Source organism: Bacteroides acidifaciens (genome assembly GCF_903181435.1).
Lineage (GTDB): Bacteria > Bacteroidota > Bacteroidia > Bacteroidales > Bacteroidaceae > Bacteroides.
Genome location: NZ_CAEUHO010000001.1, coordinates 554,290 through 576,584, shown reverse-complemented (window position 1 = coordinate 576,584; position 22,295 = coordinate 554,290). Strand labels below are relative to the sequence as shown.

General features: G+C 43.1%; 17 protein-coding genes and 2 pseudogenes. 13 read left to right on the top strand and 6 right to left on the bottom strand.

Going from position 1 to position 22,295, the window contains the following annotated elements:
- On the bottom strand, positions 1–2,391 hold the full coding sequence (locus CLIN57ABFB40_RS02285; protein ID WP_175628704.1) for a TonB-dependent receptor domain-containing protein: 2,391 nt from the start codon (positions 2,389–2,391) through the stop codon (positions 1–3).
- A 368-nt stretch (positions 2,392–2,759) separates the two neighbouring features.
- Between CLIN57ABFB40_RS02285 and CLIN57ABFB40_RS02280 the strand changes: the two genes are divergently transcribed.
- The 8 genes from CLIN57ABFB40_RS02280 to CLIN57ABFB40_RS02245 all read left to right on the top strand — a co-directional run bounded on the left by CLIN57ABFB40_RS02280 (position 2,760) and on the right by CLIN57ABFB40_RS02245 (position 15,075).
- Positions 2,760–3,290: a GNAT family N-acetyltransferase gene (locus tag CLIN57ABFB40_RS02280; protein WP_004314245.1), complete on the top strand. Its 531-nt coding sequence runs from the start codon at positions 2,760–2,762 to the stop codon at positions 3,288–3,290.
- A gap of 258 nt (positions 3,291–3,548) precedes the next feature.
- Positions 3,549–4,421 (top strand): electron transfer flavoprotein subunit beta/FixA family protein, encoded by an 873-nt coding sequence (locus tag CLIN57ABFB40_RS02275; protein WP_135038839.1) that lies wholly within the window; start codon positions 3,549–3,551, stop codon positions 4,419–4,421.
- A gap of 2 nt (positions 4,422–4,423) precedes the next feature.
- Entirely contained in the window at positions 4,424–5,443 is a 1,020-nt protein-coding gene (locus tag CLIN57ABFB40_RS02270) for an electron transfer flavoprotein subunit alpha/FixB family protein (protein ID WP_055278939.1), read from the top strand.
- Between the two features lie 6 nt (positions 5,444–5,449).
- Positions 5,450–7,156 (top strand): acyl-CoA dehydrogenase family protein, encoded by a 1,707-nt coding sequence (locus CLIN57ABFB40_RS02265; protein WP_175628703.1) that lies wholly within the window; start codon positions 5,450–5,452, stop codon positions 7,154–7,156.
- 151 nt (positions 7,157–7,307) lie between these two features.
- Positions 7,308–9,062, top strand: a complete 1,755-nt coding sequence (locus CLIN57ABFB40_RS02260; RefSeq protein ID WP_175628702.1) for a rhomboid family intramembrane serine protease — start codon at positions 7,308–7,310, stop codon at positions 9,060–9,062.
- 7 nt (positions 9,063–9,069) lie between these two features.
- The gene (locus CLIN57ABFB40_RS02255) at positions 9,070–9,489 is read left to right on the top strand and encodes a hypothetical protein (RefSeq protein WP_120470468.1); all 420 of its coding nucleotides are present in this window, start codon (positions 9,070–9,072) and stop codon (positions 9,487–9,489) included.
- 47 nt (positions 9,490–9,536) lie between these two features.
- On the top strand, positions 9,537–14,597 hold the full coding sequence (locus tag CLIN57ABFB40_RS02250; protein ID WP_175628701.1) for a DUF4132 domain-containing protein: 5,061 nt from the start codon (positions 9,537–9,539) through the stop codon (positions 14,595–14,597).
- 7 nt (positions 14,598–14,604) lie between these two features.
- Complete coding sequence (locus CLIN57ABFB40_RS02245) at positions 14,605–15,075, top strand: GAF domain-containing protein (RefSeq protein WP_175628700.1); 471 nt, start codon at positions 14,605–14,607, stop codon at positions 15,073–15,075.
- A gap of 112 nt (positions 15,076–15,187) precedes the next feature.
- Here the strand turns inward: CLIN57ABFB40_RS02245 and CLIN57ABFB40_RS02240 are convergent, their stop codons facing one another.
- The 4 genes and pseudogenes from CLIN57ABFB40_RS02240 to CLIN57ABFB40_RS02225 all read right to left on the bottom strand — a co-directional run.
- Positions 15,188–15,502, bottom strand: a complete 315-nt coding sequence (locus CLIN57ABFB40_RS02240) for a chaperone modulator CbpM (protein WP_175628699.1) — start codon at positions 15,500–15,502, stop codon at positions 15,188–15,190.
- A 14-nt stretch (positions 15,503–15,516) separates the two neighbouring features.
- The gene (locus CLIN57ABFB40_RS02235) at positions 15,517–16,482 is read right to left on the bottom strand and encodes a DnaJ C-terminal domain-containing protein (RefSeq protein WP_175628698.1); all 966 of its coding nucleotides are present in this window, start codon (positions 16,480–16,482) and stop codon (positions 15,517–15,519) included.
- Positions 16,483–16,575: 93 nt separating this feature from the next.
- Positions 16,576–16,890: pseudogene (locus tag CLIN57ABFB40_RS02230) on the bottom strand (hypothetical protein); the annotation flags it as partial.
- 1 nt (position 16,891) lies between these two features.
- A pseudogene (locus tag CLIN57ABFB40_RS02225) lies at positions 16,892–17,080 on the bottom strand (hypothetical protein); the annotation flags it as partial.
- A gap of 372 nt (positions 17,081–17,452) precedes the next feature.
- On the opposite strand from CLIN57ABFB40_RS02225, the gene CLIN57ABFB40_RS02220 reads away from it, so the two are divergent.
- Entirely contained in the window at positions 17,453–18,172 is a 720-nt protein-coding gene (locus CLIN57ABFB40_RS02220) for a hypothetical protein (protein WP_254871687.1), read from the top strand.
- Between the two features lie 10 nt (positions 18,173–18,182).
- Entirely contained in the window at positions 18,183–19,055 is an 873-nt protein-coding gene (locus tag CLIN57ABFB40_RS02215; protein ID WP_175628697.1) for a thiol-activated cytolysin family protein, read from the top strand.
- 326 nt (positions 19,056–19,381) lie between these two features.
- On the opposite strand, the gene CLIN57ABFB40_RS02210 is transcribed toward CLIN57ABFB40_RS02215, so the two are convergent.
- Entirely contained in the window at positions 19,382–19,600 is a 219-nt protein-coding gene (locus CLIN57ABFB40_RS02210) for a winged helix-turn-helix domain-containing protein (RefSeq protein ID WP_022136827.1), read from the bottom strand.
- 293 nt (positions 19,601–19,893) lie between these two features.
- On the opposite strand from CLIN57ABFB40_RS02210, the gene CLIN57ABFB40_RS02205 reads away from it, so the two are divergent.
- Genes CLIN57ABFB40_RS02205 through CLIN57ABFB40_RS02195 form a run of 3 tightly spaced genes read left to right on the top strand, consistent with a single transcriptional unit; the run spans position 19,894 to position 22,280 of the window.
- On the top strand, positions 19,894–20,841 hold the full coding sequence (locus CLIN57ABFB40_RS02205; RefSeq protein ID WP_175628696.1) for a DUF2157 domain-containing protein: 948 nt from the start codon (positions 19,894–19,896) through the stop codon (positions 20,839–20,841).
- Positions 20,825–21,793, top strand: a complete 969-nt coding sequence (locus CLIN57ABFB40_RS02200; protein WP_175628695.1) for a DUF4401 domain-containing protein — start codon at positions 20,825–20,827, stop codon at positions 21,791–21,793. The genes CLIN57ABFB40_RS02205 and CLIN57ABFB40_RS02200 overlap by 17 nt, the downstream gene beginning before the upstream one ends.
- Entirely contained in the window at positions 21,780–22,280 is a 501-nt protein-coding gene (locus tag CLIN57ABFB40_RS02195) for a GDYXXLXY domain-containing protein (RefSeq protein WP_175628694.1), read from the top strand. The genes CLIN57ABFB40_RS02200 and CLIN57ABFB40_RS02195 overlap by 14 nt, the downstream gene beginning before the upstream one ends.
- The last annotated feature ends 15 nt before the right edge of the window (positions 22,281–22,295 follow it).

Here is a 22,295-nt window from a genome sequence, read left to right as displayed (position 1 = left end):
TTATCTCCTGCCGATTAAATCCTCATTCTCAATCGTCTTGTTGGTTTTCTTCACACGTGCTTTCAATGAGCCGAAACGATAGGACACACGCAATGTCAGATTGCGGGAGTGAGTTATCCATCTTCTCTCACCCGTGTAATCCCCGTTGATTGTATGTGCACAATACTGTCCGTATCTGGAGAAATTGCCGCTGTCGCAATAGCCCATGAGGCGAACTGACAGACGCTCTTCTTTCAGGAATGAGCGTGAAAGTGTCAACATATAGAAATAAGTCGGTTTCGAATAGTCATACAGATTATCTAAAGTAGATTCATTGCGCCCGGTCGCAAGCGACAGTTTTATTTTCCCCGGCAACTGTTGCTCTGCCTGCGCATAGAATGTCCAATGCCAGCGTTCATTCTCCAGCCCAAGTTGGTGGCTGTAGAGTTTCCTGTATTGTACGCTATTGTTTAGCATAAGACTTGTAGTAGGTGAAATTCTCCAACGCAAGTAAGTGTTAATGGTATACCCACGGAGTTTCAGATTGTTTTCGTATGTGGTATGGCGCACATCATCCATCAGATAATTGTACTCCCCGATTCCGGTATTATTTAGTGTAGAAGACAGCGAAACATTTGCGGTCAATTTGGGCAAAGTCAGCATATAGGAAAGTGAAATGTTATGAGGATGCGCACTTTTTAATGATGGATTTCCATTGGATATTTCATCAGGAGTTTCTTCAACGGCAGGATTCAAATAGGAAATCCCCGGACGGTAGATGCGGGAGAGATAATTCAGCTTGAGCGTATTCCGGTCATTTACCTTGTAACTGATACCGAGGGAAGGAATCCAGTCACCAAGATGTTTGGCAAAGTCCGGATTGCTTCCATCTTTATAGTGTGCGTCGATATATGAATATTCATAGCGCATTCCGGCACGTGCATTCCATGCTCCTGATGTGAAGCGATATTCTCCGTAAACAGCGGCAATGTGCGTATAGTGGGCAAAGTCGGTATGGTTCTTTGTACCGTTGTCGTAACCAAACTGGCTCAAGCTGCTATTGTCACGGAAAATATATTTCGTTCCCATACTTAATTGGTGATGCTCGGATAACGGACGCTCCCAATCAAACTGAAACGTATGCTCGGCAAAATTGTTCTTCTTCCTGCTGTCGAAAGCGGAATAGTCAACGGGCATATTTTCCATATCCGAATAAACCCAATCGGCGCGTTGACGTGTATTGGTGGTGGAAAGCAAGTAAGAAAACGTCAGGGCTTCTCCTTCTCTTCCAGTCAGATGTTGGTAATCAATGTGACCGTTGAAATCGAAAAACCTTTGATAGCTGTCGTGCAAGTTTTCCGCATACGAATATATGACAGTATTGTTTCTGGAAAATAGCGAGGTGGTCTTATTGTAGTTGATGTCAACATCATAAGAGTAGCCTCCGAACGACAAGGAGAACAAGTTTCGTGCGTTCATTTCATAGCTTGCTTCCAGTTCCATATTGTGCAGCCAGCCGAGATTATCGCCTTTGTCGGATATTCGTTGCACGTTCCCGCTGGTTTTATATAGATATTCTTCGTCTCCATAATGGTAAGTACCGTCATGGCTGAGCCTCTGTACACTGTAATTGCCTCCTAATGTAAACTTCCGGACTTGTGTTGTCAGAAACAAGCTTCCATAATGTTGTCCGGACGCACTATATGCTCCTTGTGCCGTACCTACAACTCCGTCCATAGAAAGTTTGTCATTCGTGATAATGTTCAATATGGCATCCGCACTTTCTCCGTCATATTTTGCTCCCGGTTCTGTAATTACTTCAATGTTCTTTACCATATCGGCTGGAATGGAAGAAAGCACGTCTTTTGAATTGTTGGTATAGTTTCGGCTTGGACGTCCGTTTCTATATACTTTGAAATTACTGCTTCCATTCACTTTGATATTCCCTTGTCCGTCCACCGTTACGAAAGGAACCTTTCTCAGTATCTCTATGACTGAACTACTTTTTGCATCCGTATCTCCCTGCACATCATACGTGGTACGGTCAACTTCGTTTTTTACCAACTTCTTTTGCGCTGTTACTGTTATGGCATCCAATTCTATTCCTCCCCGTAATATAATTGTCCCCACATCCCTTCCATCGCACTCTATTATTTGAGGCTGATAGCCGACAGAAGTGACTTTTAATAGACAATCACCTTTACGTTCTTTTAATTGGAATGTTCCGTCCTCCCAGCTAAGAGTCCCTTCCACAAATGTGGAGTCGGTCTTCAACAATACAACATTGGCAAAAGCCACTGGCGATTGTTGTTCATCCACAACTTTACCCGTAATATTCTGTGCCCTTATTATTTCTGCTACATTTAACAAACACAGAAGACATACCCATTTGAAAAGATTATTTGCTTTCATACACTCTGCGATTTGAATTATAGCGCAAAGTTCTGAATAATAAATATATTACCTGCTACCCGATAGGGTAGTATTGTTGTTATCGTAGAAAAAACTACCCAATAGAGTAGTCGCAATACGGCATAAAAATCCCGCATTTTAACTTCTCTGAACGACCCAAACGCAAAAAATGCTGTATAGAGATTTCTATCTTTCGGGAAAACTTTCTATATTTGCAAACAAAGAGAGTCATTTGACAGCATAGCACCGCAAAGCGCTGAAAATCGCACGGTTGCCAATTCGTTACTGTTATTCCTCAAATATTCCGCTAAATGTTTATTCCTCAAATGGTTGTGTCAGACCGTTGAAATTCTAAAATAATAGATAATATGGTACAGAAAACAGAGATTATCGTGCAGAAGAAAAACTATACTCTCCGTACTTGGCAAACCGAAGATGCAGCATCATTAGCCCAATATCTCAATAACAAGAATATTTGGAATAACTGTCGTGACGGTCTCCCCTATCCTTATAGCCAGGAGGATGCTAACGTTTTTCTCGCTATGGTACAAGCAAAAGAAAACATTCATGATTTCTGCATTGAGGTAAACGGAGAAGCAGTCGGAAATATCGGTTTTATACCCGCTACGGATGTAGAACGTTTTAGTGCAGAAGTGGGCTATTGGATTGGAGAACCTTTCTGGAACCAGGGAATCGTTACTGACGCCCTGAAAAAAGCTATCAACTATTATTTCGAACACACTGATAAAATACGTGTATTCGCAGTCGTATTTGAGCATAACTCCCCATCCATGCGGGTATTAGAGAAAGTGGGATTCACGAAAGTAGGAATTATGCAAAAGGCTATTTTCAAGAATGATAATTTCATGAACGCACATTATTATGAACTTATCAAATAATCCGGAATTCATCAAGGGATCCTTTTCGGACACCCCTCCTCATAAACGCCTTGTCAACCCTGAATTAAATCTATAAAAACCCTCCTATTTTGCTCAAAATTATTAAACCTGTGCATTTTTTACTCGGATTTCTTGTCAGAACCAAGTGTTTGAGTAAATTTGCACGCTGATAGTTAACCGGATAGTTTGAATAGCAAGAGATTACTACTTGACTACTGGCTACTAACTTGTAGAAATACTAATACTAAAATTAATAGCATGAGTTTGAAAATTGTTGTATTGGCAAAACAAGTTCCCGACACACGCAACGTTGGGAAAGATGCCATGAAAGCCGACGGAACGATTAACCGTGCGGCACTCCCCGCCATCTTCAACCCCGAAGACCTGAATGCTCTCGAGCAAGCTCTCCGATTGAAAGATGCTCATCCAGGCTCTACCGTAACCGTTCTGACAATGGGACCGGGACGGGCAGCCGACATTATTCGTGAAGGACTTTTCCGTGGTGCAGATAACGGTTACTTATTAACCGACCGTGCTTTCGCTGGTGCAGACACACTGGCTACGTCTTACGCACTTGCCACTGCCATCCGCAAAATCGGTGAGTATGACATTATTATCGGTGGCCGTCAGGCAATCGACGGTGACACGGCACAGGTAGGTCCGCAGGTAGCAGAAAAGCTGGGATTGACGCAAATCACATACGCAGAAGAAATTCTGGAAGTAGGCGATGGTAAGATTAAGGTGAAACGTCACATCGACGGTGGTGTTGAAACAGTAGAAGGCCCGCTGCCTATCGTGATTACTGTCAACGGTTCTGCAGCTCCTTGCCGTCCGCGTAACGCTAAATTGGTTCAGAAATACAAACATGCCAAAACTGTGACTGAAAAACAGCAAGGCAATCTTGACTATACCGACCTGTACGACAAGCGCGATTATCTGAATCTGACAGAATGGAGCGTAGCCGACGTAAACGGTGACCTCGCACAATGCGGTCTGTCCGGTTCGCCGACAAAAGTGAAAGCCATCCAGAACATTGTGTTCCAGGCTAAAGAGAGCAAAACCATCAGCGGCAGCGACCGTGACGTGGAAGACCTGATTGTTGAACTATTAGCTAACCACACCATCGGATAATCATGAATAACTTATTTGTATATTGCGAAATAGAAGAAGGTAACGTTTTAGACGTCAGCCTCGAACTTCTGACCAAAGGTCGTTCGTTAGCCAACCAGTTGAACTGTCAACTCGAAGCAGTGGTTGCCGGAACCGGCCTCAAAGATATTGAAAAACAAATCCTTCCTTACGGAGTAGACAAACTTCACGTGTTTGACGGCGAAGGACTTTACCCTTATACTTCACTTCCTCACACAGCTATTCTGGTGAACCTTTTCAAAGAGGAACAGCCGCAAATCTGTCTGATGGGTGCTACTGTGATCGGTCGTGACCTCGGTCCGCGCGTTTCTTCTGCTTTGACCAGCGGATTGACTGCCGACTGTACTTCACTTGAAATCGGTGACCACGAAGACAAGAAAGAAGGCAAGACTTACAAGAACCTGTTGTATCAGATCCGTCCGGCTTTCGGCGGTAACATCGTTGCTACGATTGTGAACCCGGAACACCGCCCGCAGATGGCAACCGTTCGCGAAGGTGTGATGAAGAAAGAAATCCTCTCTCCTACTTATCAAGGAGAAGTGATCCGTCACGATGTGAAAAAATACGTAGCCGATACGGACTATGTAGTGAAAGTAATCGAACGCCACGTAGAAAAGGCAAAGAACAACCTGAAAGGTTCTCCGATCATCGTAGCCGGTGGTTACGGTGTAGGTTCGAAAGAGAACTTCGACCTGTTGTTCGACCTCGCTAAAGAACTTCACGCAGAAGTAGGCGCCAGCCGTGCTGCTGTTGACGCAGGTTTCGCAGATCACGACCGCCAGATCGGTCAGACAGGTGTTACGGTTCGTCCGAAACTCTACATCGCTTGCGGTATCTCCGGACAAATTCAGCATATTGCCGGTATGCAGGAAAGTGGTATCATCATCTCCATCAACAACGACCCGGATGCTCCGATCAACACGATTGCCGATTACGTAATCAACGGAACTATCGAAGAAGTTGTGCCGAAGATGATTAAGTATTATAAACAAAATAGCAAGTAAGGAAAGATGGCTAATTATTATACAGACATACCGGAACTCAAGTTTCACTTGAACAATCCGATGATGAAACGTATTTGCGAACTCAAAGAACGCAATTACAGAGATAAAGATGAATTCGATTATGCTCCGCTGGACTTCGAAGATGCTGTAGACTCTTATGACAAAGTGTTGGAGATTACCGGAGAAATCACAGGAGAAATCATTGCCCCTAACGCAGAAGGTGTAGACGAAGAAGGTCCTCACTGTGCCAATGGCCGCGTAGAATATGCATCAGGAACCAAACAGAACTTGGACGCAATGGTAAAAGCCGGCTTGAACGGTATGACCATGCCACGTAAGTTCGGCGGTCTGAACTTCCCGATCACTCCGTACACCATGTGTGCAGAAATCGTGGCTGCTGCCGACGCAGGATTCGGAAACATTTGGTCATTGCAAGACTGTATCGAAACTCTTTATGAGTTTGGTAACTCCGACCAACACAGCCGCTTTATCCCACGTATCTGCCAAGGTGAAACCATGTCAATGGACTTGACAGAACCGGATGCTGGTTCCGACCTTCAATCTGTTATGCTGAAAGCTACTTACAGCGAAAAAGACGGATGCTGGTTGCTGAACGGTGTGAAACGTTTCATCACAAATGGTGACGCGGATATTCACCTCGTACTGGCACGTTCGGAAGAAGGAACGAGAGACGGCCGTGGTTTGTCTATGTTCATCTATGACAAGCGTCAGGGTGGCGTGAACGTACGTCGTATCGAAAACAAACTCGGTATCCACGGTTCTCCTACCTGCGAATTGGTATATAAGAATGCAAAAGCTGAACTTTGCGGTGAGCGCAAACTCGGTTTGATTAAATACGTAATGGCTCTGATGAACGGTGCCCGTCTGGGTATTGCCGCACAATCTGTAGGATTGAGCCAGGCAGCTTACAATGAAGGTTTGGCATACGCTAAAGACCGTAAGCAGTTCGGAAAAGCAATTATCGAATTCCCGGCTGTATATGACATGCTGGCTATCATGAAAGGCAAACTGGATGCCGGACGTGCTTTACTGTATCAAACATCTCGCTACGTAGACATCTACAAAGCATTGGACGACATTGCCCGCGAACGTAAACTGACTCCGGAAGAACGCCAGGAACAGAAGAAATATGCTAAATTAGCAGACAGCTTTACTCCGCTGGCTAAAGGTATGAACTCTGAATATGCGAACCAAAACGCTTACGACTGTATTCAGATTCACGGTGGTTCAGGTTTCATGATGGAATATGCTTGCCAACGCATCTATCGCGACGCACGCATCACCAGCATCTACGAAGGAACTACCCAGTTGCAGACCGTAGCCGCTATCCGTTACGTAACCAATGGTTCTTACATCGCTACTATCCGCGAGTTTGAAGCCATTCCTTGCTCACCGGAAATGGAACCGCTGATGTCTCGTCTGAAAAAGATGGCTGACAAATTCGAAGCAAGCACCAATGCAGTGAAAGAAGTACAAGACCAGGAATTGCTTGACTTCACCGCTCGCAAACTGGTGGAAATGGCTGCTGACATTATCATGTGTCACCTGCTGATTCAAGATGCCAGCAAGGCTTCCGAACTGTTCTCCAAATCTGCACATGTATATTTGAACTATGCAGAAGCGGAAGTAGAAAAGCACTCAAACTTCATCAAGAACTTCGATAAAGAAGATTTGGCATTCTACAAAAAGTAATAAATACGCTATCAAATCTCATAAAAGCATCCCTTCTTAGGAAGCGGATGCTTTTTTATTTGTCACATTCTATTATTTTTCATTATTATTCTATACATTTGTCAGTGAGATAAGTAATTTTTAATCGACGACTCTATATAAGAATAGAAATATGGCACTCAAACCTTCATATAACGACAAACTGCATTTACCGGGTTTATCAAAAACAGAAATCCTTATACTGGCTCTTGAAGCTTCGCAAAAGCTGGAGTGGAATATCGAGGAAGTGACTCCGGAAGGAGCACGATTCGAAGTCCCGTTCAATATGTATTCTCATGGAGAGGAAATAACCTTCACCATAGAACCGGGAAGCGATGGAGAAGTAGCTGTGCGTAGCCAATCCTCTTCCGTACAATTTGTAGACTATGGAAAGAACAGAAAAAATATACAAAAGCTACGCGAGACGATGAAAGAAATAAAAACATCCCTTACCCCGGAAGAGCTAACCCAAAAGGCAAAAGATTTCGAGGAAGAGTGTAACCGTCCGCTCACAGAAGAAGAAAAAGCCTATCTGGAGGAAGAAAAGAAAAGGAACTCTTTCTGGTCGTTCTTTATTCCCCGCAAAGGTTCTATGGCAACACCTATCCTGATAGACCTCAACATCCTTGTATTTATTGTGATGATTGCATCCGGAGTGGGAATCATGTCTCCTTCCACCTTATCACTGCTGAAATGGGGAGCCGACTTCGGACCGCTGACCCTTACAGGCGACTGGTGGCGTGCAGTGACCTGTAACTTCATACATATCGGTGCTTTTCATCTACTAATGAATATGTACGCTTTCATGTACGTAGGACTTCTACTGGAAGGACTGATAGGAAGCCGTCGGATGTTCATGTCTTATTTACTGACCGGACTATGTTCGGCAGTATTCAGTCTTTATATGCACAGCGAGACAATCAGTGCCGGAGCCTCCGGAGCTATCTTCGGACTTTATGGTATATTCCTCGCCTTCCTGTTCTTCTATCGCATCGCAAAGGAACAACGGAAAGCATTATTGACCAGTATCCTTATTTTTGTCGGTTACAATCTGGTTTATGGCATGAAAGCCGGGATTGACAACGCTGCACATATTGGCGGATTATTAAGCGGTTTCCTACTGGGAATCATCTATGTATGCAGCTATAAATTTGAAAAAGCCGATGCGCAACGCACCGTTTCAATCCTTGGGGAGCTTGGTATCTTTTGCATTTTCCTGTTCAGCTTCTTGATGCTTTGCAAGAACGTTCCCCCTCTTTATCAAGACATACGCAGTGAATGGGAAAGCGGTATTGTAGAAGCCTATCTGAATGGTGAACTGGAAGAAGAAAACGAAAATGGTAACCAAGCCGACATGAAGACTGCCAACAGTTCTTCTATCAGCCACTATCCTCCATACGTTCCGATAGGCAATAACGATACATGGCTTTCTTATTACGATGCAGAAACAAATTTCAGTTGCCAGTATCCTACCAACTGGAGGAAAATAACAGGAGCGAAAGGATTGACTCCCAGCGCAGAACCTCCGTTGCTTAGGCTCGTCAACGGTGCCAACCAACTGACGGTTACCGCTCTGACCTACGATACACAAAAAGAGTTTGAACATATCAAGAAGTTATCGCTCACTCTCCCGCGAAATGCACAAGGAGAACCATCGGAAGACTATAAGCAGAGCAATATCAACATCAACGGGCTATCCATGACAAAAACTACAAACCCTCTGCACATCGGAACTCCTGATGAACCGGGAGAAGACATACAACAAATTGTATTACACTATTTCCAAGAAAGCAAGAAGCGAATTTTTGCCATTGTTATGCTTGTCTATGATGAAGAAGCCGAAACCGATCTGAATGCTATTACATCAAGTATTCAGATCACCCAATAAAGAGAATATGAGAGTATATGTCCAAGTCAAACAGTTAGGAAAGCGAAAATGCAGTATCGAAAAGATTCCTGTCGATTTTCCTATTCCGCCTGTCGATGTACAGGGGTTGATTGAAGCCATCGTCAGTTGGCAAGTCTGTGAATATAATGAACGCTTGCAACAAAGCGAAGTACTAAAATACCTCACACAGGAAGAAGTGGAAAATAAAGCAACTTCCGGCAAAGTTGGTTTTGCAGTAAACTATAACGGCAAACCTGCCGCAGAAGTCGAAGCAATCACCAATGCCCTGCAATCATACGAGGACGGAATTTTCCGTATCTTTATCAATGATGCGGAAACGGGAGACTTATCCTCTCCCATCCTGCTAGAAGAAGACTCCACATTAACCTTCATCCGGCTGGCTATGCTATCGGGAAGGTTATGGTAATCATTATATCCTAATATCCTACAAAACACTTAAAAACAAATAGAATCATGAGACTTATTTATAATGAAGCATTAAACAAACGGGTACTTCCATACTTGGAGAGATTGACCAAAAAGAAGAATAGCCTGGACAAAGAGACAGCCGCCTTGTTTGACATATTCATGTTATACTTTAATATGGATACCCGGTACGGCACTTATAGCGACAAGCTGGAACCCTGCATTATAAGCATCATCAAAGAAGAAAGAATCAAGAGCGTAGACAATCTTTTCGATGGAAAGTTGAATAAACTGCTCCGTTACATATTAGGGGATGAATATGCCCGCCTGTTCCACACCTATCTGAAACTCAAAGTACATTGCCCGTACACTCAAGGCTATTCACGGCGTTCACAACGTGCCGCCAACCCTTATCTGCACTTCAACCACATCATAGACGCACTTACACAATTCTTAAAGTTGCGTGCCACCGGCTTTACGGAACAAGCCATACTGAACGGTGGAAATACACCGGAAGAAATAGAAGCATACAAAGACTGTATGAGCTGCGAGGACTGGACAGCCGCCCAAATAGCAGAAGGTAACCAAACGGTCATTGAATACCTGCATAACGTACTGACCAGCGAGAATAACGCCAACCGCCTCAACCAGGGGCATCTCAAGGCTATCGCAATGAGCGGATATCGTCCGTTGCTGGAACTGGAAGGAAAATTGCTGCTGGCTGCCAAACTACAGGAAGGACTTCGACAGGCTATCGTGGAAACGATGGACGAAGGATGTCCCGAGAGCTATCTTCATCTGCTTACGGTGATTTATGAAAACGGGCTCCAACGTTTTGCTTCCGTGAAACGTGGTATCGCAGTAAGTACGGACATCGGAGAACAGGACAGCAGCGAACGTGTCACCAATAAATATATAGAACTAATCCTGCACTTCCTGAACAATCAGGAACAAGCGCGCAAAGCCCTTCAAAGCAAAGATACAGTCGAACTTTATCTGGCTTTATGGAGTATCGGGTTCTATAATACCAACGATATCCAGGCACTTGCACCCGAAATTATCAAAAATGGAGCCAAGCATCAGGTACAGACTTTCCTCTATTTCCTGCTCTGTACTCAACACTCCGGCATGAGTTATTGCATCAGTAAAGAAGCGTTTGAAAAATGGCACAACGACCCGTCGGTCGTAGCGGCCATTCTCCCGCTCTATCTTACAAATTTCTATCTCAGCCGATATGGCGGACGTGAAGGCCCCAAATTCACTGATTACTTTGAGAACAAGGAAGAAGCAGTACGTCACTATGGATATTTAAAGCAAATCTACCACTCCATCTCAGCCAAAGAAACCTATGCTCCCTATATCTTCCCTTGGGAAAATACACAACTGACCCGTTCGGAAGTTATCCTCAAGATGGCATATATCGTCTGGATGCTGAATGATTCTGCCATGAAAGATGAGCTTTGCGGCTATCTGGCATCCCTTGATTCCTATATGCGGGCAAGCTATATCGGCATTGCCCTGAATCCGCCTACCAGTCCGCTGCAAGAAGAATACATACTCCAATCATTGGGCGACCGCTCACTGGATGTACGCAACGAGGCTTACAAAGTATTGTCCGGAATGGCATTATCGCCCGAGCAGAACCTGAAAGTAGAAGAACTGCTACGTTTCAAATATAGCGAAATGCGTATCAATGCCATCAACCTGCTTATGAAGCAACCGAAAGAAGAACTGGCAGGAAGCATCCGCCGGTTAGTCACAGACAAGGTTGCCGAACGCCGCCTGGCGGGACTGGATATGATGAAGACGATTCATAACGTAGAATACCTGCAAGACATCTACCAGGAACTTCTTCCTGCCATCAAAGAGATTCAAAAACCAAATGCCAAAGAAAAGGTATTGATAGAGTCCTTGATTGGCGACGGAACAGAGAAGAAAGCTACGCAGCACTATACCAAAGAAAACGGTTTCGGTCTGTACCATCCCACATTGGAAGTCAGCCTGCCGGAAATCACACCGGATAAAGGGTTCTATGTCAAGAAAGCATTTGAGTTTATCAGCTACGGAAGAGCGAAACTTACGTTCGAAAGGCTGAGCAAATACATCGCCGCGCACAAAAACGATGAGTTCAAAAACGACTACGGAGAAGCGCGACTAGTGGGTAACAGCGTACTGATGAAATGGAGCAACTACGGTGGACTAAGTGGTCTTGGACTCCCGGAACTTTGGATGGATTTCTACGAACGGGAAATCGGAAGTTACGAGAATTTATTGATGATGAGTTTCATGCTAGCGTCAACAGGTGTCGCCCAAGAGAATGATGACTATGACGAAGAGGATGAAGAAGACAGAAAGGCCGATATCAAATCCGCCAATAGCTTCGAACCGCTTATAAACAAGATGTATGCAGGTTTCAGTTACCGCGGATTACAGAAAGTACTCCGGAAATTGCCTTATTATGACCAAATGGAAGACATCATCGACGCACTGGCCTACGAATACAGAGACGAAGCGGTTTATCAGCGAATGGCCGCCAATATGTTGCTCCAACTAACACCATTGCTCAATACAAAAAATATCTTCCGCCAATATACAAACAAGCATACATGGCTCAGAGATTCAATGGAATACGGAGAAAAAGTCATTGTTTACCCGATACACAACAATAAGTTTGTGCAATTCTGGCTTGACATGCCCAGCAAACCGATAGACGATGAGCTGTTTACCCGTTACTTCACCGTGCGCTATCAGCTATATAAGCTCACCAACTATATGGAACACACGCCCGAACTTGAAGAAACCAATTCTTATCTGCAATCCGCAGACTTTGCCCGTGCATGGATGCTGGGATTGATTCCGACGGAAGAAATATATCGCGAACTGACAGGACGTGTCAATTCCCCCATACAAATAAAGAACATCACTCTGGCATTGAATGAAAACCGTCGCTCCAACGAGATGGACAGAGAGCGGTTCGCTTATATCAAAGACTTCAACTTCACTCTATTCCGACCGTTATTGCAAAAGGTAGTCGACCGGATTCTGGAGATAGAACTATCACGCGGAGATTCCGAGACACAAGTGACCCGCCTGGCAGAAGAACTGACCTGTGTCTATGGAGCCGGAACATTCATACGCATCCTGCAAGCGTTCGGCAAAGATACGTTCATACGCGACAGCTACAATTGGCGGAACACGAAACGGGGAGTATTGAGCAGCCTGCTCCATGCTTGTTATCCGTTGCCAACAGACACAAGCGCCCATCTCAAGAAACTGGCGAAACAAGCCGAAATCAGCGACGAACGACTAGTGGAAGCCGCCATGTTCGCTCCCCAATGGATAGAACTTGCCGAACAGGCAACAGGATGGAAAGGACTGACAAGCGCAGCTTACTATTTCCATGCCCATACCAACGAGACTTGCGACGACAAGAAAAAAGCAATTATCGCCCGCTATACTCCGATAGCCGTAGAAGACCTTCGGGAAGGCGCTTTCGACATCGGCTGGTTCAAAGATGCTTTCAAGACAATTGGCAAACAACGCTTTGAAGTGGTTTACAATGCCGCCAAATATATCTCATGCAGCAACAGCCACACTCGTGCCCGCAAGTTTGCCGACGCCACCAACGGCGCAGTGAAAGCGGCAGATATAAAGAAAGAAATCTCAGCCAAGCGCAACAAAGACCTGCTGATGAGCTACGGCCTTATCCCATTAGGGAAAAAAGCGGATAAGGAACTGTTGGAACGCTACCAATTCCTGCAAAAGTTCCTGAAAGAAAGCAAGGACTTCGGAGCACAAAGACAGGAAAGCGAAAAGAAAGCAGTGGCCATTGCTTTGCAAAACCTGGCTCTCAACTCCGGTTACGGTGACGTCACCCGCCTGACCTGGAGCATGGAAACGGAACTGATTAAAGAACTTCTCCCTTACCTGTCCCCGAAAGAGATAGACGGTGTGGAAGTCTATGTACAAATCAACGACGAAGGCAAGGCGGAGATGAAACAAATCAAAGCCGGGAAAGAGCTCAACAGCATGCCCACCAAGTTGAAAAAGCATCCGTATGTAGAAGAATTGAAAGCGGTACACAAAAAACTGAAAGACCAACATACCCGTTCGCGTATCATGCTGGAACAGGCTATGGAAGACTGTACGCGCTTTGAAGAAAACGAACTTCGCAAACTGATGCAGAATCCTGTTATCTGGCCATTACTGAAGCATCTTGTCTTTATCAGTAACGGACAAACAGGTTTCTATACCGACGGATTGTTGGTGACAGCGAATGCCGTTTGTTTCCCACTGAAACCAAAAGACGAATTACGTATCGCCCATCCTACCGACCTGTACGCGAGCGGCGACTGGCATACGTATCAGAAATTCCTGTTCGACAAAGCTATCCGCCAACCTTTCAAGCAAGTGTTCCGCGAACTGTATATACCGACTCCGGAAGAGGAAAAAGCCACACAAACCCGCCGCTATGCCGGAAACCAGATTCAACCCCGGAAAACCGTTGCCGTCCTGAAAGGACGCCGATGGGTAGCCGATTATGAAGACGGGCTTCAAAAGGTATATTATAAAGAGAATATTATCGCCACCATCTACGCGATGGCAGACTGGTTCTCACCTGCCGACATCGAAGCTCCGACACTGGAATTTGTCTGCTTCCACAACCGCAGGGACTACAAACTGATGAATATTTCAGAGATTCCGCCCGTTATATTCTCCGAAGTGATGAGAGACGTGGATTTGGCGGTCAGTGTAGCCCATGCCGGAAGTGTCGACCCGGAAACCAGTCACTCTACCATCGAAATGCGCAGGGTGTTGGTGGAACTTACTATGCCATTATTCCATCTCAATAATGTGAAGGTGACAGGCAACTTTGCCCATATCGAAGGCAAGCTGGGAAAATATAACATCCACTTGGGCAGCGGCGTGATTCATCAGGAAGGCGGTGCGCAAATTGCAGTTCTTCCGGTACATTCGCAGAGCCGCGGACGCCTGTTCCTGCCTTTTGTAGACGAAGACCCGAAGACCGCCGAGATATTGACGAAGATAATCTTCTTCGCAGAAGACGATAAGATAAAAGACCCGAGTATCCTGAACCAAATCAAATAAGAACGATATGGCAGAAAATTTATCAATCAACACAGGAAACAAAGAGGAGAAATATCGTGAATTACTCCCTCAGCTACATGCCCTGGTAAGCACGGAAACAGATTTCATAGCCAACCTTGCCAATGTTGCGGCGGCCCTAAAACAGACTTTCGGTTTCTTTTGGGCAGGTTTCTATATTGTGAAAGGAGATGAACTCGTACTAGGTCCGTTCCAAGGCCCTATCGCCTGCACACGCATCCGCCTCGGCAGGGGAGTTTGCGGAACAGCCTGGAAAGAGGCGCGTACACTGATTGTCCCTGATGTAGAGCAGTTTCCCGGACATATAGCATGCAGTTCGGATTCAAAATCGGAAATAGTAGTGCCGATAATAAAACAGGGTGAAGTAATCGGGGTATTGGATATAGACAGTGATACACTGGATACTTTCGATATGGTTGACGCACACTATCTGGAAGAAATTTGTACATACATCGGATAAAATCATTTGTGCTATTATCATACAAAAAAACAGAGGGTCTGATTCATCCCATCAGACCCTCTGTTTTATATGAATAGAGGCTCTGTTTGGTGCAAACGGAGCCTTCGTTTTTTTACCAGTCAACCTCTTCTATTTCCCGTTGCCGATACAGTAAAAGCTGGTTGCGGAGCGAACTCATTTCACGCTGCATATCTTCCATTCTTTCCAGCAAATGATGGATGGCATCAATCCCCTCCATGTTGATGGACAAGTCGTAGTACATTCTGCTATAACGCTCTACGCTAGGTAGTTCCGACAAAAGCAGATAATGTTCGCCGTCTTCGGTATGTACATTAATCAAACCGCCTTCTTCCAGCATATCTATGAATGAAGGCTCAATATGACATTTGTGACAGTATTCACTGACAATAATTAATTCGGTCTGCATAGTACTCATTCTTTTTAGTTCATACTCTGTAACTCGCGGAACAACTCTTTCTGTCTGTCCGTCAGGTTCGTAGGAATCTTGACAGAATAGGTCACAATCAAGTCACCGAATTGTCCTTCCTTCTTATAAACCGGGAATCCTTTACCTTTCAGGCGGACTTTCGTACCGTTCTGGGTTTCCGGTTTTATCTTCAGTTTCACTTTACCGTCCAGCGTGTCGACCAGCTTTTCACCCCCCAGCACGGCTGTGTAAAGGTCTACTTCCACATCTATGTACAAATCATCACCCAGGCGTTTGAATACCGGGTCTTCAGCGATGACGAAAGTGATATACAAGTCGCCCGCAGGCCCGCCGTTGATACCCTCGGCTCCATAACCTTTCAGTTTAATCACTTGCCCGTCGGCTACACCGGCAGGAATAGTGATACGCACTTGTTTGCCATTGACAGTCAATATCTGTTTATGCGTCTGGGCAGCGTCACGAAGAGACAGGTGAAGTTCGGCATTAAAGTCCTGTCCACGAAATCCCGCAGAACCTTGTCCTCTTCCGCCCCGATGCCCACCGAACATCGATTCGAAGAAATCGGAGAAACCACTGGCATTACCGCCGGAGAAGCCTTCACCGTCAGAACTGTACCAATATGTTCCGTTACCGTCAGAGAATCCCTGTCCACCACCAAATCCGCCGAAACCACCCGCACCGCCAAAGCCACCGGCTTGTTGCTGCGCCCGTTTCTGCGCTTCGAATTCATCGGCATGCTTCCAATGTTCTCCGTACTCATCATACTTTTTACGTTTCTCGGGGTCACTCAATACCTCATTGGCTTCGTTGATTTCCTGAAACTTATCCTTTGCACTCGGGTCATTGGGATTCAGGTCAGGATGATATTTCCGGGCCAACTTACGAAAAGCCTTTTTGATATCGTCCTGAGAAGCACTTTTGTCTACTCCAAGAATCTTGTAATAATCTATATAGGCCATGTTTTATGAATTTAATCGTTCATACATCATACGGCAAATAACACGCCAATCCCGCTTTTGGGTTCAAATTTTAGCACAAATTATAATAACCGGCTAATAATCAATTTCCTTTTGCTCCAGTATTTGGAAATCCTGCTTCTTCATACCCAAATCATCCAACGGACGAGGCTCGTTATGGTCGTTCAAATAGGCTCTCGGCTTCATCTGATAAAGCGAAGTTGCCACGGATTGCGAATCATCCCGATAAGGAGTTTCTATTCCACCCAAATCCAGCATGGTCGGAAAGAAGGAACTGCTGGAAGACACATCTTTATCCTTATTCTCCATTACCGCTTGCCAGTGTTCAGGGTGAGTTTCCTGATAACTGCCGGACATCCAAATAAGAAACGGCACATAAAGCTGATAGTAACATCGGCCCGATATAGAAATTCTTTGCCATACGGAACATGAAGTCTACTTTCGCCTGTGCTTGAAACCGTTTATATTCACTCTCATTATCGGAATTTGCTCCGTTATCGTATCCTCTTCCCCAATAGAGACTGGGGAAAGAGTAAAAATAAAGATTATAGTTCAAACGGTATTTATCCTGTGGAAACAAAGGAGCTTCCGACCGGGTATCTTCTCACATCATCTTCCATATTCTTCTCCGTTCCCACCTTCTCTTCTATTATTTACCGTTCATTAATACATATATTTTCTTGCGAGTATGGTGCAACCAGACTTTCACATTGCTTATCGTTACCTTCAACACCTATTATGCAATATTTTAGTATTTAACTTGTGTAAAGAGATTTATCGCAGGGAAGGAAATATATAATGGAAGTATTAAATATCAGTTTTTAGGAGTAATATTGGGTATGTATGAGAACATTCCTGTTTTTGATACGTTTATTAAGTACCCCCTGCAAGCAAAACATATTTAGGCAAGATAAATATTATATATAATATACTTATTATAAAAATATTAGCAATGATAAAAAGAAAAGCACTATCATCCCTATTAGTAACATTAGATAGCATATCTAAAAGGACATCTAGATTTTCTTCTGTAAACCTAAGTAGACAATGCCGGCAGATTATTGGGCGAGATAAAGCAATATTGCGGCATTTAAATCCTTTGTTATTAATATTGTTTGTGGCAATTGTAGCTACATCTTGCTCTGATGATAACCGCAAGAGCATTGAGCAGCCATCAATAGACGGTTTGAGTTATTACCCGAAATCCATGAATATTGTGGAATTACAGTATAAACCAGCTGGGCAGGAACCTGGAGTGATAGATATTGATAAGTCCAGTCAGTATTTTGGGGATCGTGTAGCAATGTTTCAACCTGAAAAAATTATATTCAGAAATGATTCTGTATCAATCATAAAGCGAGGTGGTTTAATTCAGGGCTATAAAGCCGAATGGAATAAGGGTGATTTGTATTTGTACAACAGCGTTACTGGAACATGGGACTATTGTGGAAGTAGGGACGGAGAAGCCACACTTATCCTTAATACAGGTTTCTTCTGGGTAAAGGATAGCAATATTCATGGCTCATTGTCGGTGATAGGACAGAATTTCTCATTATTATCATATTCCGAACTAGTTACGTATTTGGGTGGAAGCAGTAACATTCTAAATAATCAGGTGGCGTGGCTAAAAGTACAGTACACATTTGAATTAATCTCGGAAGTTAAACTTTAATATAGAAAACATGAAAGCAGCAATAATATACATTATATTCTTCTCTATTCTCCATGTTAGCAGTTTTGCTCAAAATAATCAGTATACGTCAACCAAGTTTGCGGTCAAAAATCCTTATAAAGCATTCATTGGTGGTATTATGAAAGCAAATGATGTCAACGATGTACATCAACTTTTTAATGTGCCAATGAATCCCATTACAATCAGCTATAGTTTGCCTTTAAAATCCGAAACGATTACACCTTCATACGATAATATGCTTAAGGCTATTCAAAAAAAGCTACAAGATAATAATGTGTTGAAACCTAACTATCAGTTTTCATTTACATTGAAGCAGATAGATTCTTATGAACAACTAGCCTTATCTTTTGGTGAGGAAATTAATTTATCCGAATTATTCAGAATAACATCTCCTAATCTAACTCATAAAACAGTGGCAGTATTAGATATTAGCCAGAGTTATTTTTCTATTGCTATGGATATGCCTGAGGGGGAACTAAGCAACTCGCCGATAGTCCAAGAGCAATTAAGCGAACTTATTTATGTTAGTTCTATTGAATTTGGAAGACGAGCAATTCTAATTGTTGAATCGAACCTTGATTATCAAGATGTAAAGGTCGCGTTGAATGAGATCTTAAATAAATCTACTACCAAGAAGGGCGATATATCGGAAAAAAGCAAATCAATCATGGCTAGTTCAATAATCAGAGGACTAATTTTGGATCCCCTTGCCAATGAAAACATAACACCGGATAACCCTTTGGAGTACCTATTGGATTATATAAACTCTGATATCAGTCCAAATGATTTTGGGGTACCCATTTTCTTTACAGCAACCTGGCTAAAAGATAATTCTGTCTTTGTAAACAAGTTTACAAACTAATATTTTTAAAGTCTGCTTCATTTACACCAACCGTTCCGAATAGCTATAAGGCTTTAATTTGTTTAGCAACCTTACCCGCAGTTATATGCCTTATATGAAGTTTCTGTCCGTCAGACCAGATGTTTGCCGCCAGCTTCTTTCAGATTCCACCTCGCAGTGGACACCCTTGCTATGGGCTGTATGATTCCCGCTATTAGGGCTCATTGGGGACTTGCACCCGTTAGCTAATACTCATGCCGAGCATACAACACAAAAATCCCCGAAGCATTGACTATCCTGTCGTTACTTCGGGGACTCTTTTGTTCTTGTCCAGATACTAAGCTCCTTTAGCCAATGTAAACATTCACACAGAGATACACGTAAAGTTCCTCATCACACTGATCGAACTCTATCTTATTCTCTCTTGACAACCATCCTAAAGCAGCACCTAACTCTTTGTCCTTCAGCCCGGATTTTCTTTTCAGAAGTCCATAGCCCCACTTCTCATTATTGCTGAGCAGTTGCCAAACTTTACCGGCATTCACACCGATTTCACTTCTATTCATTTTCTACAGTTATTAAGAGGTTTAAAAACACTTAGGTTAAGATTTCGCCTATAAAAACAACAAATGGATATTGCATTTGTTTATTCAGCTTTGCTAAAAAGTTGTTACAGAATTCTTTTTAACACAAAAAACGCGATGTGTTCCGACACAAAGCCGTCATTAGTATATGTTAAATTAGAACTTTTCTTTGCAGATAATTGTTTTCACCTAGAAATCAAACCTTTTTATATTATTCTTTTCTATGATAATCATTTTATTTTCTTATGTTTGTAATCATCAAAAAGTAGAAACACATGGAAAAATCTGACTATTTACCCCCGTCACGACAAGCTCTCTACGCCAATAAAAAGGAATGGAACCGGTTTCTGTCCATTTTCTTATTGGCTGCGGGCATTGGTTTTACTGTATCAGGTATCATCTTTTTCTTTGCCTATAACTGGAACGACCTGCCCAAATTTGCCAAACTGGGAATTGTAGAAGTATTATTAGTATCTTCAGTCTTGCTTACCGTATTCACCCGATGGAGCAGGCTCGTCAAACAGATTCTTCTTACAGGAGCGACTTTCCTGATAGGTACGCTCTTTGCCGTCTTCGGACAAATTTATCAGACAGGTGCTGATGCCTACGACCTTTTCCTGGGTTGGACACTTTTTACTATCCTTTGGGCGGTTGCCGCCCGTTTTGCTCCGTTATGGCTGACTTTTATCGGATTACTTTGTACTACGATATGGCTGTACAATATACAGATTGCCACTCGCGGCTCATGGGAAATGATTTTACTTGCCAATGCAGTAACCTGGATATGCGCTTTGGCAACTGTCATCACTGAATGGATGAGTATAAAAGGGAGTCTGAACAAACAGAATCGCTGGTTTGTCAGCCTGCTTTCATTGGCTACCATTGTACACTCCAGTTATCTTATAATGGCTGCCATTGCGGATGCCAGTTTTCTCATGACATCAGACATCTGCGAAGAAAAAGCTATAATCGTTTCACTCATAAGCACTATTCTTATATTCTCTGCGGGACTATGGTTTGGATGGAAAGAAAAGAATCTGTTCTACCTGGCTGCTATTCCTTTTGCGACATTGATGATTCTATTGACTGCATTCATATGCCACAGCGATTTGAGAGAAGTCAATCTATTCTTCTTCTCAGGAATGATGGTTATCACCGGAACAACCTTACTTATCTACATTATTCTTCAACTAAAAAAGAAGTGGTATGGCACAGAAGCATAATCTTACAATTCAAGTCGTATCCATCATCGGTGGAATACTGACTGCTATCTTCTTTCTCGGATTTCTTGCACTTGCCCGAATCCTAAGCTCCGAAATCTCATGCCTGATAGTCGGGAGTTTATTAATTATTACTACATTAACAATCAGCCGTCTTGTCATCCGGTCTTTCCTCGATGCTATGAATATCACTTTATATATTGCAGGATACGTATTGGTTGGCTTTGGACTTAGTGATTATATGAACATACTTTTCATTGCACTTATAGGAATCAGTATGCTCACCTTCTGCCTATCGAAAGGTTTCATCCTGCCCTTTCTTTCAGTGATTGCGTTTATCATATCCTTATTTGGAGAAATAACTCATATATTTTCTTCTTCCTATCCTTTGCAAATTGCAATAGTTCCTGTGATGGCAGTATTCCTGTTCACCAATCTTTTCGAAGTGAAACTGCTTGCCCGGTTAGGAAATAATTTTTCCAAATACATGCCATTCCATTACGGGCTGTTCGTCTCTTGTCTTGTTTTAATGAGTGGGTTGTCAATTAATTATCTGACACGGGATACGAATTATTGGATTATATCGTGCATTCTGTCTGTATTTATATGGATAGGACTTCTTATCATGGTTCAACGGATTATGAAAGTCATGCAAGTGGATAACCCGGTACATCAGGCCGGCATCTATATTCTTTGTATCGTTATCTGTCTGCCCACTGTATTTGCCCCTTATTTATCCGGTAGCTTATTGTTGATTCTGATATGTTTCCATTATGGCTATAAAGCAGAGTGTGCAGCCTCACTCCTCCTCTTTATCTATGCTGTTTCCAAATACTACTATGATTTGAATATAAGCTTACTTATTAAGTCTATCACGTTATTCATTATTGGAATCGCATTCATTACAGCCTGGTATTTCTTCACTCAAAAAAGAATAAGACATGAAAAAATATAGCCGGATATTGATTATTGCAAATCTTCTATTGTTAGTGGGATACTTCAACTGGTCAGTTTTCAAAAAAGAACAGACTTTGAAGGATGGACAATTAGTATTATTACACTTAGCTCCCGTTGACCCTCGTTCTCTCATGCAAGGAGATTATATGAGACTTAACTATGAAATAAACTCATCTTTGTCAGACTTTATAGATGAGCAGACCGCCACACGCGGTTATGCCATATTAAAGACAGATAGCAATCAGGTAGGTCAACTTATACGGTTACAGAATACTCTGACACCCTTGAATGATAATGAAGTAGTTATCAAATACAAGATAGTAGACAACCGGGTATTTCTCGGTGCCGAATCTTTCTTCTTTGAAGAGGGACAGGATACTCTTTATCAAAAAGCAACATATGGTGGTTTGAAAGTGGATGATAAAGGACAAAGCCTATTGGTGGGGCTGTATGATGAAAACTTGCAGCATATTCAGCCCAAGTAAATAAATGTAAGAATC